The organism is Herbiconiux sp. 11R-BC, from assembly GCF_049472555.1.
In the GTDB taxonomy this organism is placed as follows: domain Bacteria; phylum Actinomycetota; class Actinomycetes; order Actinomycetales; family Microbacteriaceae; genus Herbiconiux.
This window is the reverse complement of record NZ_JBCEBO010000001.1, coordinates 70,496-84,938: the sequence shown is the minus strand read 5'-3', so window position 1 is coordinate 84,938 and position 14,443 is coordinate 70,496. Positions and strand designations below refer to the sequence as shown.

The window sequence follows — 14,443 nt, the reverse complement described above, 5'->3', positions numbered from 1 at the left end:
CCGGTCAGGACACCGCCACGGGCGCGCCCGTGAGCGCGCCGTCGACGAGGTGCACCACGCCGTGCATCCGGGGCAGGTGCGCGGTGTCGTGCGTCACGAGCAGGGTCGCCGTACCGAGCTGTTCGGTGAGCTCGAGGATGAGCTCGATGATGGCGGCGCCGCGCTCCTGATCGAGCGCGCTCGTCGGCTCGTCCACCAGCAGCACCGTCGGCTCGTTCATCAGCGCCCGCGCGATGTTCACGCGCTGCCGCTGACCGCCCGAGAGCTGATGCGGCCGCTTGTCGCGCTGCGCGCCCAGTCCCACCGCCTCGAGCAGCTCGCCCGCCCGCGCCGCAACCGCGGCCCGGCGGCGACGGCTGTGCCGCTCGCCGAGCTCGTTCATCACGGCGAGCTGCTCGACGGCGGTGAGTGAGGGGATGAGGTTCGACTGCTGGAACACGATGCCGATCGCGCGCCGCCGCAGCTCGGTGGCCTCGCCGGCGTCGAGGGCCGTCGCATCCACGCCGTCGATCGACACCACGCCCGAATCGGGCCGGATGAGCGTGGCGGCCACAGCGAGCAGGCTCGATTTGCCCGAGCCGCTGGGCCCGGTGATGCCGGTGACGGTTCCCGGATGCGCCGCCAGCGACACCCGGTCGAGCGCGGTGATGCGGGAATCCCCGTCGGGGAAGGTGAGGGTGACGGTGTCGAGGCGGATCATCGGTTGCTCCCGAGGGCGGTGAGGGGGTCGGCGGAGGTGACGGAACGGAGGGCGAAGGCGGCGCCGGCGAGACCGAGCACCACCATCAGCAGGCCGGGCACCACGGTGGTGAGCGGGCTGAGCAGGAAGGGGAGCGCCGTGCCGGCGAGGGCACCGAAGACGGTGACGAGCAGCAGGCCGATGCCGATGCCGAGCACGAGAACGAGCAGCGCCTGGCCGAGGGCGTCGCGCACGAGTGACGCGGTGCTCGCCCCGAGCGCCTTGAGCACGGCGATGTCGCCGCGCCGCTGCATCGTCCACACCGTGAAGAAGGCGCCGATCACGAGCCCCGAGATGCCGAACAGCAGCACCACGATGAGCAGCAGCGAGCCGATCTCGGAGCGGAAGGCGCTGAGCGCCGTGAGGGAGCCGAGGACGGTCTGCGAGCTGGTGCCGATGGCGGCATCCGCGGCGTTCCAGTCGGGCTGGCCGCTGACGGCGAGCACGGTCGAGGAGGTGACGGCGTTGCCGCCGGCTCCGGATGACGCCTGCCAGTCGTGCAGGGTCATGGTCACGACCGGCGTGTGGCTGTACCAGCTGTCGCCGCCGATCGACTCGACCGTGTAGTCGGTGCCGGCCACCGAGATCCGGTCTCCGACGGCGGCGCCGAGCGCCTTGGCCGCGGGTGCCGAGAGGTCGAGGAGGCCGTCGCCGCTCGGAGCGCCGGCGAATCCCGGAGGCGCCCCGAGCACGGCGACCGCGGTGCGCAGCTCGCCGGCCTCGGCACGGGTCTGCGTGATGCCGAGCGGCGAGACGGAGGTGACGCCGGGTGTGGCCGCCCACTGCGCGGCCTGCTGCCCGGAGACGGCCGAGTCGGCGAAGGTCACCTCCGAGCCGCCGGCCGCGGGCGCGGAGAAGACCAGGCGGTCGGCCGGGATCGCCAGCACGGCCGAGATGTTCTGCACGGCGAGCCCGCCGGTGAGGCCGCTGAGAAAACCGACGAGCACGGTGATGAGCGCGACGACGGCGCCGATCAGGGCGAAGCGGCCGCGGGCGAAGCGGAGGTCGCGGAGGGCGACGAACATGGTGTTCCTTTCGGCCACCGGGTTCTCGGTGACTCTTCCACTGTTCCGTTCCGGGGCGCTCCGGACATCCGCCGCCGGAACACGATCCGGCGACCGGAGGCAGGAGCCGAGGTTCGTCCTTTCGGACGATGACCCGCGCGCGGCGGGCGCGTAAAGTCCATGCCATGGCCCACTCCGCTCTCACCCCGGTCTTCGTGGGGCTGCGGACCGGGTTGCACCTGCTCTTCATCGCGCTGACGCTGCTGGTGGTCATCCGGGCCGTGCTGGTGCCGGCGCCGAGCGGGCCGCTCGTCATCGCGCTGGCGGCGATCGTGCTCGTCACCTACGGTCTCGGCGCGGTTCTCGCGCGCTCCGGGCGGGGCCGCCGCCCGGGCCTGGGCCGGATGCCGGCGCTCGTCTGGCTGGCCGTGCTCACGCTCGAGTGGGTGCTGCTGCTCTGGGTGACCCCCGACGCCGCCTACCTCGTCTTCCCGCTGTTCTTCCTGCAGCTGCACCTGCTCGGGCGGCGGTGGGGTTCGGCGGCGATCGTCGCCTCGACCCTCGTGGTGATCGTGGTGCTGGGCCTGCACGGCGAATTCACCGTCGGGGGAGTGGTCGGCCCCCTGGTGGGCGCGGGCGTGGCCCTCCTGATCGGGCTCGGCTACCAGGCCCTCGCCCGGGAGGCCGAGCAGCGCGAAGCGTTGATGCGGGAGCTGCTCGCCACCCGCGGGCAGCTCGCGGCGACCGAGCACGAGTCGGGCGTGCTCGCCGAGCGGGCCCGGCTTGCGCGGGAGATCCACGACACCGTCGCGCAGGGGCTGTCGAGCATCCAGATGCTGCTGCACGCGGCCGAGCGGGCCGACCCCGGCCGACCGGGCGCCGAGTACATCCGGCTCGCGCGGGAGACGGCCGCGGCGAACCTCGTCGACGCGCGCCGCTTCATCCGGGAGCTCACCCCACCCGAGCTCGACGAGCAGGGGCTCGGCGGGGCGCTGCGCCGGCTCGCGGAGTCGCAGTGGGCGGCGCAGGGGCTCGAGGTGCGGGTGCAGGTCTCCGACACGGTGGCGCTGCCGATGCACCTGCAGACCGCCCTGCTGCGCATCGCGCAGGGGGCGATCGCGAACGTCATCCAGCACGCCCACGCCACGACGGCCACGATCGCGCTGCTCGCCGACGCCGACGGGCTGAGCTTCACGGTGACCGACGACGGCGTCGGCTTCGACCCCGCTGCGGCGGCGGATGCGCCGGCCGGCTCCTCCGACTCCTTCGGGCTCCAGGCGACCCGGGAACGGGTGCAGCAGCTCGGCGGATCGCTCGACATCGACGCCGCACCGGGCCGCGGCACGAGGCTCGCGGTCACGATCTCCCCATTGGCGGCCTCGTGATCCACCTGCTGATCGCCGACGACCACCCGATCGTGCGCACCGGCCTGGTGGCGCTGCTGGGTTCGGAAGACGACTTCGAGATCGTGGGCGAGGCCTCCGACGCCGACGCGGCCGTCGAGGCCGCCGAGCGGCTGAACCCCGACGTGGTGCTGATGGACCTGCAGTTCGGGGCGGCCGGCAACGCCACCGGGGCCGACGCGACCCGGCGCATCCGTTCGCTCGAGGCCCCGCCGTACGTGCTGGTGCTCACCAACTACGACTCGGATGCCGACATCCTCGCCGCCGTCGAGGCGGGCGCGAGCGGCTACCTGCTGAAGGACGCCCCGCCGCACGAGCTCGTGGCCGCCGTGCGCGCGGCCGCGGCGGGCGAGAGCGCCTTGGCGCCCGTGATCGCCTCGCGGCTGCTCGACCGGATGCGCGCCCCGCACGCGAGCCTCAGCTCCCGCGAGCTCGAGGTGCTCGAGCTGGTGGCGGCCGGTCGCTCCAACGCCGAGATCGCCGCGGCCCTGTTCGTGGGCGAGACGACGGTGAAGTCGCACCTCGCGCACATCTTCTCGAAGCTCGACGCCACCTCGCGCACGGCGGCCGTGTCGACGGCGCGGCGGCGGGGCATCCTGCGCTGATCGCGCTGATCTGAGCGGCAGATGTGAGCCGCCGAACTCCCCGCAGCATCCGCGCCCGAGCAGGCGTACCCTGCTGTCACCGGCACCTCGTCGTGCCCGGGAGGAGGCAGAGATGGCCCGGATCGTGGTGGGCGTCATCCCCGGGATGCCCGACGCCGTTCTGCGTGCGGCCTCGCACTTCGCGCGCCGCTTCGACGCGGCCCTCGTGTGCGGCTTCGTGGACACCAGCCGCTACGTCGAGCGCGGCGAGGGCACGGGTGCGGGGCGGGCGCTGCACTCGGCGCCGATCGACCCCGACCTGGCCGATGACGAGCCCGCGGTGATCGCCCCGGAGCTCGCCGCCCAGCTCGACCGCGTGCTCGACGGCGCCGTTCCCTGGGAGGCCTTCGTGCTCGCCGGCGACCCGGCGCTCGCTCTCGCGTCGCTCGCCGACCAGGTCGACGCCGAGATGATCGTGGTGGGCACCCGCGAGGGCACCATGCGCGGAGCCCTCGGCGAGTTCTTCAACGGCTCGGTCGCGGTGCATCTCGCGCATCGGCAGCACCGCCCGGTGGTGGTGGTGCCGATCTCGCCCGTGGCCAGCGGCCCGCTGCCCTGGGAGCCGCGCTAGGGGTCCGCCGAACGCGCGGGCGACGACGGCGTGCCGATCAACCGGATGCCGGAGTCACGAAGCGAGCCACATCCCGGTGCCGGCCGCCGCGACCGCCGCCACGAACATGCCGAGCCCATGGAAGGCGGCCGCGAGACGGTGGCCGTCGCGGGCGAGCTGCACCACGTCGGCGCTCGCCGTGCTGAACGTCGTGTACCCGCCGAGGAACCCGGTGCCGACCACCGCCCGCCACTCCGCGGGCAGCACGTGCGCGAGGGCCAGACCGGTGGCGAAGCCGAGCAGGAGCGAGCCCGAGACATTGATGATCAGGGTGCCCACCGGGTACCAGCCCGGGAACAGGGCTTTGGTGCCCGCGCCGAGCAGCAGGCGGCAGACGGCACCGGCGCCGCCGGCGAGCGCCACGGCGAGGAACGCGGCGGCGGCCGTCATCGTGGCGACCTCTCTCGTGCCGCGGGCCGCTCCTGTTTCCGCCGTTCGTCCGATCGCCCTCGCCGCAGTGCGCCAGCGGCGCGCGTGCCGCCGTAGGCCGCCGCCACCCCCAGCACCACGGTCGCCAGGCCGTAGAGGATGCTGTCGCCGACGCGCGAGGTGTCGAGCAGACCGTCGGCGTCGACGGCGAACATGCCGTAGGTGGTGTAGCCGCCGAGCACGCCGGTGCCGAAGAACGTCGAGATGCTCCGTGCGCGCCACCGGTCGGCAGGGCCGCGCACCCACTCGTTCAGCGCGCCGAGCGCGAAGGCGCCGGTGACGTTGATCGCGAAGGTGACCGGCAACGCGCCCTCGGTGGGCAGCAGCAGGGTCAGGCCGTACCGCAGGCTCGTGCCGAGCGCCCCTCCGGCGAACACCGCGACGATGTCGAGGAGGCGGATCGCGGGTGGTCGCTGCATCGGTCTCGCCTCGCTCCGCTCCGGAATCCGTCGCCACACGGCCGGTCTCCGTGACCGTGCGTCGCTCGTGAGCCTGACGCATCCCGGCGCGTCGCGGTAGCGACAAATGACGTGACTTCGTGCGGCAGACGTCCTACGGAGCCGAGCGGAGGGAGCCGGCCTTCACGAGCGGGATGACCTGCTCGGCGAAGCGGCGCATCTCCTCGAGGGCCGGCGAGAACTGCAGCAGCAGCGTGTCGACGCCCACGGCCTCGAACTCGAGGATCTTCGCCGCCACCTGCTCCGGGGTGCCCACGAAGCCGGGGCGGAGGCCCCGGTTCGACACCGAGTAGTCCTTGAGGTCGACCTTCGTGTCGAGCTGCGACTTCGACACGAACTCCTGATAAGAGGTGTAGGCGGCGCCCTCGCGCACGTCCGTGATGCGGTCGAGCTCGGCCTGCGCCTCCTCCTCGGTGTCGCGCACGATGGCGTAGGCCGCCATGCCGAAGTGCTCGAAGGGCTCGCGGCCCAGAGCCGCACGGCGGCCGCGCATGTCGGAGATCTTCGCGTCGAGCTCCTCCACCGTGCCGCCGTGGGTCAGGTAGGCATCGGCGAAGCCCGAGATGGCGGCGCGGCCGGCCTCGCTCTCGCCGCCGGCGTAGACGAGCGGATGCACGGAGGGCTTGGGCTCGAGGTAGGTGCCCTCGAGGGTGTAGTTCGGCCCCGCGTGGCTGTAGGGCGTCTCCGTCCAGAGCCCGCGCAGCACCTCGACGTACTCGCTCGTGAGCGCGTAGCGGTCGTCGTGGGCCCGGAACTCCACCCCGTACTGTCGGGCCTCCTCGGCCCACCAGGCCGACACCACGTTGAGGGTGAAGCGGCCGCCGGCGATCTCCTGGATGGTGGCCGCCTGCTTCGCCGCGAGCGCCGGCGGGTGGTAGCTGGGCCGCAGCGCGACCATGATCTCGATCGAGGTCGTCACCGCCGCGATGCCCGCAGTGGTGGCCCAGGCATCCAGCGTCGGCCCGTCGTAGCCGCGGATGTCGTTGAGGTTGAGCTCGGGGATGAGCGTCACGTCGAAGCCCACCTCCTCGGCCGTGCGGGCGATCTCGGCGAGGTGCGCGAAGCTCAACGGGGTGTTCTCGTCGTCGACGTTGCGCAGCCAGCCACCGAAGACGGGGGTCCAGTAGCCGAATCTCACGCGCTGACCGCCTCGTACCGCTGGGCGAGCTCCGCGCCGAGGAAGCGGGCGACCGCGGCCGCCGCCGAGCGCGCCGAGACCGCCTCGACGTCGGGGCTGTAGTTCGTGTTGGTGTTGATGTCGTAGGGGAGGAGCCGGCCGTCGGCCGTCTCGAAGAACTCCACGCCCGCGATCTCCACGCCCTGCTCGCCGAGGAACGCCTCGAGCTGCGCGATGAGCGGATGCGTCGCGTCGATGTCGTGGCGCTCGCTGAACAGGCTGCTCGCCGTCGCCGTCGCCGTCGCCGTCGCGGGCACGTCGCACGCCGCCGGCGCGAAGCCGCTCGGCTCCGGCACCGCGCAGGCCTCGGCCGGGCAGAGCTCGAACGAGCCCGCCGAGGTGTCGACCCGCACGGCGTAGACGAACCGGCCGCCCACGAACTCGGCCCGCGTGATGAACGGCGACGCGGTGGTGATGTACTCCTGCAGCAGAGTGATGCCGTCGACGGGATGCTCGAACTCGGGCCCGTCGACGTAGCGGTCGAACTCCGCGAGATCGTCGAAGCGGCGCACGCCGAGGCCCTTGCCGCCCTGGTTGTGCTTGGTGATGAACGGCGTCGGCAGCTCGCGCGCCCGGCGCTTGAGGTCGTCGGTGCCGAACACCACGATGGTGTGCGGCACGTCGAAGCCGGCCGCGCGCAGAGCCGCGTACTGCGCCGCCTTGCTGACCTCGAGCTCCACCACCCGGCTGCCGTTGACGACCCGGCGACCCCACGACTCGAGCCAGCGCAGCACCGCGCGCGAGTAGTCCTTGGCGTGCTCGTGGTCGCGGGTGTGCGAGGAGGCGCTGAGGCGCGACCAGAACACGCCCTGCGGCGGCTCGGCGGAGATGTCGATCGAGCCGGTGGTGAGCGGCCACTCGGCGAAGGGCACCCCGGCCGCGTCGAGGGCGGCGGCGAGCGGCGGGATCCACTCGGCGTTCTCATGCAGGATGTGCACCAGGGGTGCCGTCGAATCGCTCATCCTCCGATCGTACGGCTCGGTCGTCGACCGGTTCGCAGCGGCGATGTCACACGGCGCAACGTGCGCCGCTACATCACCGCGCCGAAGTAGGAGTACTTCACGAAGACCTCTGCGGCGAGCCCGGCCTCGTCGAGCACGCCCTGCACCGCGGTGAGCATGTACTTCGAGTCCCAGCCCATGTAGAGGTGGGTGTTCTCGTCGAGCACGTCCCAGTGCCCGTTCCAGGCCTGCGTCTCGTAGATCGGCCCGCCGCGGCCCGCGCTGAACCGCACCACGGCCTCGCGCGAGTCGGCCCACAGACGTTTGAACACGCGGTTGAAGAGGTACTTGACGTCGTAGACCTCCCAGTGCTCGCCGCGGTACTCCACGTAGTCGAACTCGCGCTCCCAGCCGCGTGGCCAGCCGCGCCGGCGGGTGGCGTCGAGGATGGGCGTGAGGTCGTCGTCGTCGATTCCCGCGGAGCCGGGCCGAACCCAGACGCCGAGGAAGAGCTCGGTGAGCTGCACGGTGCGCTCCGCGATCGCCGCCGTGCCCCAGGCGGGGAGCTCGGCGAGGGCACGGCTGATCGAGACCTCGCTCTGCGCGTAGACGGCCCGCTTCTCGGGGAAGGAGCGGTCGAAGGCGCGCTCCGCGAGCGGCTGCTCGAGCAGGGCCAGGTTGCCGAGCGTCTGCGCGAGGGCGCGGTGGCTGTTCTGCTCGTCGTCGCTGTAGTCGGCCCAGACGCGCTCGCCGTCGCCCGTCCAGTCGTCGCCCGGGGTGAGCGGGAAGACGTGCTCCAGGTCGAGCCCCGCGGCCGAGTCGACCCCGGCGATGCGGCCCAGCACGTAGGCCGCGTGCGGCAGCTCGCTGTACTTCAGGGCCACGCGCACCCGCTCGTCGGAGGGCGTGATGCGGGCGATCGCCCGCACCAGCGCATCCGGCCCGTCCTCGCGGGCGCGGCACAGCCGGGCCACCATGCGATCGGTCGTGATGCCGACCACCGTGCGGCGCAGCAGCAGCGATTGGATGTCTTCGAGCGTGGCGACGAGGGCCGCGGCGTCGGTCGTGCCCCGCGCGAAGTCGCCGTAGGCGCGCATCGCGAGTGGGTACATCCCGCGCCCGAAGGTGTTGAGGTGGGCGAGGTGGCGGCCGACCTCGGCATCCGGTGCCCGGTGCGGCTCGAGGAGGGTGCGGTAGACGGCGGAGTAGTCCCGCCACTCGGCGGCGTGCTCGCGCAGGGACTGCAGGTCGAGCCGCGGGAACTCGTGCCGGAAGGCGTCGTAGACGCCGCGTTCTCCGGCCACCACCACCTCGCGGCCCGTGGTCATCACGAGGTAGTGCCGCCAGAAGCTGCCGATCGACTCGCCGGTGTTGCGCTCGATCGGCAGCCAGTACTCGTCTTCGATCTCGCTCTGCTCGGTGTGCGAGAGGCCCATCAGCACGTAGTTGTGGATGAGTTCGTGGTCGCGCAGCGGCTCGCCCGTGGAGTTCAGGCTCTCGAAGATCTGCTGCGCGTTCGCCTCCGCCCCCAGGGTGATGGCCACGTGCTCGAGCTTCTGCAGGCCGCTCCAGATGCGCGGCGCCTCGTCGGCGTGCACCTGGCTGCGGAAGAAGGCGTAGTTGTCGTCGAAACGGGAGTCACGCAGCGCATCCCCGTCGCTCCGGCGGTCGAGCACGACGCTCTCGAAGATCTCGGCCCAGCCGCGGTGCGGCCGCAGCTTCGTGCGGGAGGGGTCGTCGGCGCGCACGAGCACCTGCTCGAGCTCGGCGGCGAGCAGCGGATCGGTCTCGCGCACGCTGTGGTGCAGGGCCGCGACCAGCAGCATCAGGGTGGTGATGCGCTGCTGGCCGTCGATGAGCACGAGTTCGCCGGTGCCGTCGTCGCCGCTCGTGGAGAGGATGGAGCCGATGAAGTGCCGGTGCCGCTCGCCCGACCCGGAGACGGCGCGGATGTCGCCCAGCAGCTGCTCGCAGCCGCCGATGTCCCAGCGGTACTGGCGCTGGTAGACCGGAACCACGATCGAGGTCGAGGCCTCGGAGAGCCAGGCGATGGTGTTGACTGCGGTGGCCTCGACGTTCGTGGCTGTGACCATGGTTCTCTGTTCGCCTCTCGGTCGCGCGGCAGGTGCAGCCGTCGAGTCTAATAGAAGCGGATGCGCGCGCCCCGGGGCATCCGGACCCTCCGCATGACCAAAGTCCCTTCTCAGGGGCCGGAATGTAGGCTTGCCTAAGTTCGGGCCTGTTAAAACGTGCTGGCCCACGACGAAAGGGCATGATTCACATCATGGGTTACATCAAGTCCGCCGCTCTCGAAGAGACCGGCTACGTGGTTCTCGACCGCTACAACACAGAGATCGATCCCAAGGAATGGCTCGACCTCGAGTACAACGACTGGAAGTCGTCGGGTGACACCCGCTTCGCACCGCTCGCCAGCGCCTTCGGCGAGATCGAGTGCAACGGGTTCTGGAACCACAAGCCGCCGCGCACCGACAAGGACGGCGTCTGGATCCCCTCGCAGAACGCGATCGCCCCCACCCTCACCGCCCGCGCCCAGGAGCCCGGCGCCAACGTCGGCCGCTGCCGCGTGATCGAGCTGCAGCCCAACACCTACGCCGACTGCCTCTACAACCTGCACCAGGACGACAACAACCGCCTGAACCCCGACGGCACCGGCTGGGTCGTGCGCGGCTTCTTCAACCTCACCGACGACACCGACAGCTACTTCGTGCTGCGCGAGAACCGCACCGACCCGAGCGGCGAGGTGCGCATCGCCCTCCCGGCCGGCGCCCAGCTCGTGATCGACACCCAGCGCCTCTGGCACGCGGCCGCCCACTACGGCACCGAGCCGCGCTACTGCCTCATCACCTCGTGGGAGTCGGGCCCCGAGCTCGACGCCTACATCGAGAAGTACCACGGCGTGAACCACACCGAGAGCGTCGACGTGCCGCAGGACGTGCTCGACGCCGGTCAGGCCGAGCAGGCCCGCCGCATCGCCGCCCGTGCCGCCGCGCTCGCCGCGCGCGGCCAGGCGGAGAAGCTGGCGATGAGCGAGGCCTGATCCTCCGCTCGTCGTGCCCGAGGGCCCTGGTCGTGAGACCGGGGCCCTCGCTCGTTCGCGGGCGCCGGTGCGGGCTGCGCCTCGCGGATGCGGAGCACGGCTGACATACTTAGGTAATGCTTACCTACTCCTCGTCGTCGTCCGCGTCGGAGAAGGCCCGCGACGCGCGGCCGGCGTACCGCCCGTTCCGGGCCGCCGTCGCCCGCATCGCGGAGCTCAGCCCCGGCTTCCGCCGGGTGACGTTCACCGGCCCGGACTTCGACGGCTTCGGCACCGCCGGTCTCGACCAGCGCGTCAAGATCGTGTTCCCGCACGCCGACGGACGACTCGGCGACTGCGGCTGGGACGACCCCGACACGATTGCGCAGGGCACCTGGTACCAGCGCTGGCGTGAGCTGCCCGACAGTGAGCGCAACCCCTTCCGCACCTACACCGTGCGCGCGGTGCGTCCGGCCGAGAAGGAGCTCGACGTCGACTTCGTCGTGCACGGCCACGAGGGTGGAGCCCCCGGCCCCGCCGCGCTCTGGCTCGAGGCCGTCGCGCCGGGCGACCCGCTCGTCATCGTGGGACCCGACGACGCGAGCGTCGACTACCGGATCGGCCTCGACTGGCACCCCGGCGACGCGGTGGACTACCTGCTCGCCGGCGACGAGACGGCGGCGCCAGCGATCTGCAGCATCCTCGAGTCGCTCCCCACGGGCACCCGCGCGCACGCCTTCATCGAGGTGCCGCACGCCGCCGACGCCGTCGAGCTCGACTGCCGGGCCGAGGCATCCGTCACCTGGCTCTGCCGCGACGCGGGCCACACGGCTCTCGATGCCGCCGTGCGCGCATGGGTGGGTGAGCATCGAGACACCCTCGCTCCGGCATTGAGCGCCCCCGAGGAGCTCGCCGAGATCGACGTCGACGTGGAGATGCTCTGGGATTCGCCGGGCGAGCCTCCCGCCGACGCCGCCGGCCTCGGCGAACACCGCTTCTACGCCTGGCTGGCGGGGGAGTCCGCGGTGATCAAGGGCCTGCGGCGCCTTCTCGTGAGCGAGGTCGGCGTGGACCGCCGGCGCGTGGCGTTCATGGGCTACTGGAGGCTCGGCAAGGCCGAAGCTCAGTGACGCGGGTCGCCGCCCCGGCGGTGCCCGCCGTGCTCGGCCGCCGCCGCGCCGCGCGCGTGGTGGGCCTCGTGGTGCTGCTCGTCGTGGTGGCGCTCGCGGTGTTCGCGAGCCTCTTCCTCGGGTCCCGCTCGATCGAGCTCTCGGCGGTGCTGGATGCGCTCACCGGCCGGGCGGGCGACCAGGTCGAGCAGATGGTCGTGCTCGACCTGCGGGTCCCGCGCACCGTGATCGGCCTCGTGGCGGGCGCCGCCCTCGGCCTCGCGGGCGCGCTCATGCAGGGTCTCACGCGCAACCCCCTGGCCGACCCGGGCCTCCTCGGGGTGAACGCCGGGGCATCCCTCGCCGTGGTCGTGGCCATCTCGGTGTTCGGGGTGAGCGCGCCCTCCGGCTACGTCTGGTTCGCGTTCCTCGGGGCCGCGGTCGCGGCCGTGGTGGTGTACCTCGTGGCCTCCGGCCGGTCGGGGCCGAGCCCGCTCGGGCTCACGCTGGCCGGCGCCGCGGTCACCGCCGTGCTGACCTCGGCGATCACCCTCGTGCTCCTGCGGAGCCTCGACACGCTCGGGCAGTACCGCTTCTGGTCGGTGGGCTCGCTCGTGGCTCGCGATGTCGGGCTCGTGGGCACCCTCGCACCCTTCCTGCTCGTCGGGGCGGCGGCGGCGCTGCTGCTCGGCCGCAGCCTCAACGGGCTCGCCCTCGGCGACGACGTGGCCCGGGGCCTCGGGCAGCGGGTCGGTCTCACGCGCGTCGTGGCCGGCGTCGCCATCATCCTGCTCTGCGGCTCCGCCACCGCCCTCGCCGGGCCGCTCGTGTTCGTGGGGCTCGTGGTGCCGCACCTCGCGCGACGGTTCGTCGGCGCCGACTACCGCTGGATCCTCGCCTACTCCGTTCCGCTCGGTGCCGCCCTGCTGGTGCTCGCCGACACGCTCGGTCGCCTCGTCGCCCAGCCGGCCGAGCTCGAGGCGGGCATCGTGGTGGCGGTCATCGGCGCCCCGGTGCTGATCGTGCTGGTGCGCCGCGACCGGGCGGTGGTGCGATGAGCTCCCTCGTCGTCGCGGCCGTGCGCCGTCGTGGCCGGCGTCGTCTCGGCCTCGTCGCGGGCGTGCTCGTGCTGCTCCTCGCGACGATCGCGGTGCTCGCCCTGATGCTCGGCGACCGCGTGATCTCCCCGGGTGACGTCGTCGCGGCCCTGCTCGGCCAGGGTAGCGGCGGCGACCGTTTCGTCGTGCTCGGCCTGCGGCTGCCGCGTCTCACGCTCGGGCTCCTGGTCGGCGCGCTCTTCGGGCTCGCCGGAGCCGTGTTCCAGAGTCTTCTCGGCAACCCGCTCGCGAGCCCCGACATCATCGGCGTCTCGCAGGGCGCGAGCGCCGCCGCCGTCGCCGCCGTGCTGCTCGCCGGGTGGAGCGGGCTCGCACTCTCGCTCGCGGCCTTCGGCGGGGCCGTCGCCGTGGCGGTGCTCATCCTGCTGCTCGCCGGCCGCTCCGGCGCGGCGGCCGGAACGCGCTTCGTCATCATCGGCATCGCCCTCGCGTTCCTCGCGCAGGCCCTGATCGGTTTCCTGCTCACCCGGGCCGACGTGCGCGACGCCCAGTCGGCGCTGGTCTGGCTCGTCGGCAGCATCGGCACGGTGCAGCCCCAGGAACTCGTGGTCACGGCTGTGGGCGGAGCGGTGCTGCTCGCCGCCCTGATCGCCCTCGCCCCCCGGCTCCGGATGCTGCAGCTCGGCGACGAGGCGGCCACCGGTCTCGGCGTGCGGGCGCCGCGGGCGCGCATCTTGTTGCTGCTCGTCGCGGTCGGCTTCGCGGCGCTCGGCACGGCGGCCGCGGGCCCGATCGCCTTCGTCGCCTTCGTCTCCGCCCCGATCGCCCGAAGGCTGCTCGGGGGCACGGGCCCCGCGCTCGCCGTGAGCGCGCTCGTGGGCGCCGTGGTCGTGGCGGGCGCCGACGTGATCGCCCAGCACGCCGTGCCGGGGCTCCAGGTGCCGGTGGGCATCGTCACCAGCGTCATCGGCGCTCCGGTGCTGCTCGGGCTCGTGGCCCGGGCCGGGCGCACGAGAGGAATCGCATGAACCCCCATGAACTCAAGGCCGCAGGCCTCGCCCTGGGCTACGACGGACACCGAGTCGTCGACGATCTCGACCTCGTGGTGCCCGACGGGCGCATCACGGTGATCGTGGGCCCGAACGCGTGCGGCAAGTCCACCTTGCTTCGGTCGTTCGCCCGGCTGCTGCGTCCGGAGGCCGGGGTGGTGACCCTCGACGGCACCGACGTGCACCGCTATCCGAGCCGCCGCCTCGCGACGGTGCTCGGGCTGCTGCCGCAGCAGCCCGTCGCGCCCGAGGGCATCGCGGTGGCCGATCTCGTGGGCCGGGGGCGTTTCCCGCGCCAGGGCCTCTTCCGGCAGTGGACCGCCGCCGACGATGCCGCCGTGACCGAAGCGCTGCGGGCCACCGACACGCTCGATCTGGCCGCGCGCCGGGTGGAGGAGCTCTCCGGCGGCCAGCGGCAGCGGGTGTGGATCGCCATGGCCCTCGCCCAGCAGACCGAGGTGCTGCTGCTCGACGAGCCCACCACCTTCCTCGACGTCACGCACCAGATCGAGGTGCTCGACCTGCTGCACGAGCTCAACCGGGAGCGCGGCACCACCGTCGTCATGGTGCTGCACGACCTCAACCTCGCGGCCCGCTATGCCGACCACATCGTGGTGATGGCGGGCGGGCGCATCGTCGCCGAGGGGGATCCCGCATCGGTCGTCACGGCGGAGGTCGTGCGCGAGGCGTTCGGGCTCGAGGCGCTGGTCATCCCCGATCCGGTGAGCGCCTCGCCGCTCGTGGTGCCGATGGGGCGCTTCCACTCTTTAGGGTAGGCTGTCCTT

At 72.5% G+C, this 14,443-nt stretch carries 15 protein-coding genes; 8 read left to right on the top strand and 7 right to left on the bottom strand.

Going from position 1 to position 14,443, the window contains the following annotated elements; all coding sequences use genetic code 11:
• Positions 1 to 4 precede the first annotated feature (4 nt).
• Both VD659_RS00385 and VD659_RS00380 read right to left on the bottom strand, forming a co-directional pair.
• Positions 5 to 700: an ABC transporter ATP-binding protein gene (locus VD659_RS00385; RefSeq protein ID WP_423259123.1), complete on the bottom strand. Its 696-nt coding sequence runs from the start codon at positions 698 to 700 to the stop codon at positions 5 to 7.
• Positions 697 to 1,764 (bottom strand): ABC transporter permease, encoded by a 1,068-nt coding sequence (locus VD659_RS00380; protein WP_423259122.1) that lies wholly within the window; start codon positions 1,762 to 1,764, stop codon positions 697 to 699. The genes VD659_RS00385 and VD659_RS00380 overlap by 4 nt, the downstream gene beginning before the upstream one ends.
• A gap of 164 nt (positions 1,765 to 1,928) precedes the next feature.
• Here VD659_RS00380 and VD659_RS00375 point away from each other — a divergent pair, with 164 nt between their 5' ends.
• The 3 genes from VD659_RS00375 to VD659_RS00365 all read left to right on the top strand — a co-directional run bounded on the left by VD659_RS00375 (position 1,929) and on the right by VD659_RS00365 (position 4,361).
• Positions 1,929 to 3,128: a sensor histidine kinase gene (locus tag VD659_RS00375; protein ID WP_423259121.1), complete on the top strand. Its 1,200-nt coding sequence runs from the start codon at positions 1,929 to 1,931 to the stop codon at positions 3,126 to 3,128.
• Positions 3,125 to 3,751 carry a response regulator gene (locus VD659_RS00370; protein ID WP_423259120.1) on the top strand — a complete coding sequence of 209 codons (627 nt, stop codon included), beginning with the start codon at positions 3,125 to 3,127 and terminating at the stop codon, positions 3,749 to 3,751. Before VD659_RS00375 ends, VD659_RS00370 begins: the two co-directional genes overlap by 4 nt.
• 112 nt (positions 3,752 to 3,863) lie before the next feature.
• On the top strand, positions 3,864 to 4,361 hold the full coding sequence (locus VD659_RS00365) for a universal stress protein (RefSeq protein ID WP_423259119.1): 498 nt from the start codon (positions 3,864 to 3,866) through the stop codon (positions 4,359 to 4,361).
• Between the two features lie 54 nt (positions 4,362 to 4,415).
• Here the strand turns inward: VD659_RS00365 and VD659_RS00360 are convergent, their stop codons facing one another.
• The 5 genes from VD659_RS00360 to VD659_RS00340 all read right to left on the bottom strand — a co-directional run bounded on the left by VD659_RS00360 (position 4,416) and on the right by VD659_RS00340 (position 9,498).
• Positions 4,416 to 4,790, bottom strand: coding sequence for a fluoride efflux transporter FluC (locus VD659_RS00360; protein WP_423259118.1), 375 nt, complete (start codon positions 4,788 to 4,790; stop codon positions 4,416 to 4,418).
• A complete protein-coding gene (locus VD659_RS00355) occupies positions 4,787 to 5,248 on the bottom strand; it encodes a fluoride efflux transporter FluC (RefSeq protein WP_423259117.1) in 462 nt (153 codons plus the stop codon). Before VD659_RS00355 ends, VD659_RS00360 begins: the two co-directional genes overlap by 4 nt.
• A 133-nt stretch (positions 5,249 to 5,381) precedes the next feature.
• Complete coding sequence (locus VD659_RS00350; protein ID WP_423259116.1) at positions 5,382 to 6,425, bottom strand: LLM class flavin-dependent oxidoreductase; 1,044 nt, start codon at positions 6,423 to 6,425, stop codon at positions 5,382 to 5,384.
• Positions 6,422 to 7,426: an ATP-grasp domain-containing protein gene (locus VD659_RS00345; protein WP_423259115.1), complete on the bottom strand. Its 1,005-nt coding sequence runs from the start codon at positions 7,424 to 7,426 to the stop codon at positions 6,422 to 6,424. Before VD659_RS00345 ends, VD659_RS00350 begins: the two co-directional genes overlap by 4 nt.
• Positions 7,427 to 7,494: 68 nt before the next feature.
• Positions 7,495 to 9,498, bottom strand: coding sequence for a DUF262 domain-containing protein (locus VD659_RS00340; RefSeq protein WP_423259114.1), 2,004 nt, complete (start codon positions 9,496 to 9,498; stop codon positions 7,495 to 7,497).
• Between the two features lie 191 nt (positions 9,499 to 9,689).
• Here VD659_RS00340 and VD659_RS00335 point away from each other — a divergent pair, with 191 nt between their 5' ends.
• From VD659_RS00335 to VD659_RS00315, 5 genes are all read left to right on the top strand, one after another.
• Positions 9,690 to 10,463 (top strand): hypothetical protein, encoded by a 774-nt coding sequence (locus VD659_RS00335; RefSeq protein ID WP_423259113.1) that lies wholly within the window; start codon positions 9,690 to 9,692, stop codon positions 10,461 to 10,463.
• A 116-nt stretch (positions 10,464 to 10,579) separates the two neighbouring features.
• On the top strand, positions 10,580 to 11,572 hold the full coding sequence (locus VD659_RS00330) for a siderophore-interacting protein (RefSeq protein WP_423259112.1): 993 nt from the start codon (positions 10,580 to 10,582) through the stop codon (positions 11,570 to 11,572).
• Positions 11,569 to 12,609, top strand: a complete 1,041-nt coding sequence (locus VD659_RS00325) for a FecCD family ABC transporter permease (protein WP_423259111.1) — start codon at positions 11,569 to 11,571, stop codon at positions 12,607 to 12,609. The genes VD659_RS00330 and VD659_RS00325 overlap by 4 nt, the downstream gene beginning before the upstream one ends.
• Positions 12,606 to 13,637 (top strand): FecCD family ABC transporter permease, encoded by a 1,032-nt coding sequence (locus VD659_RS00320; RefSeq protein ID WP_423259110.1) that lies wholly within the window; start codon positions 12,606 to 12,608, stop codon positions 13,635 to 13,637. The genes VD659_RS00325 and VD659_RS00320 overlap by 4 nt, the downstream gene beginning before the upstream one ends.
• Positions 13,634 to 14,434, top strand: a complete 801-nt coding sequence (locus VD659_RS00315) for an ABC transporter ATP-binding protein (protein WP_423259109.1) — start codon at positions 13,634 to 13,636, stop codon at positions 14,432 to 14,434. Before VD659_RS00320 ends, VD659_RS00315 begins: the two co-directional genes overlap by 4 nt.
• Positions 14,435 to 14,443 lie beyond the last annotated feature (9 nt).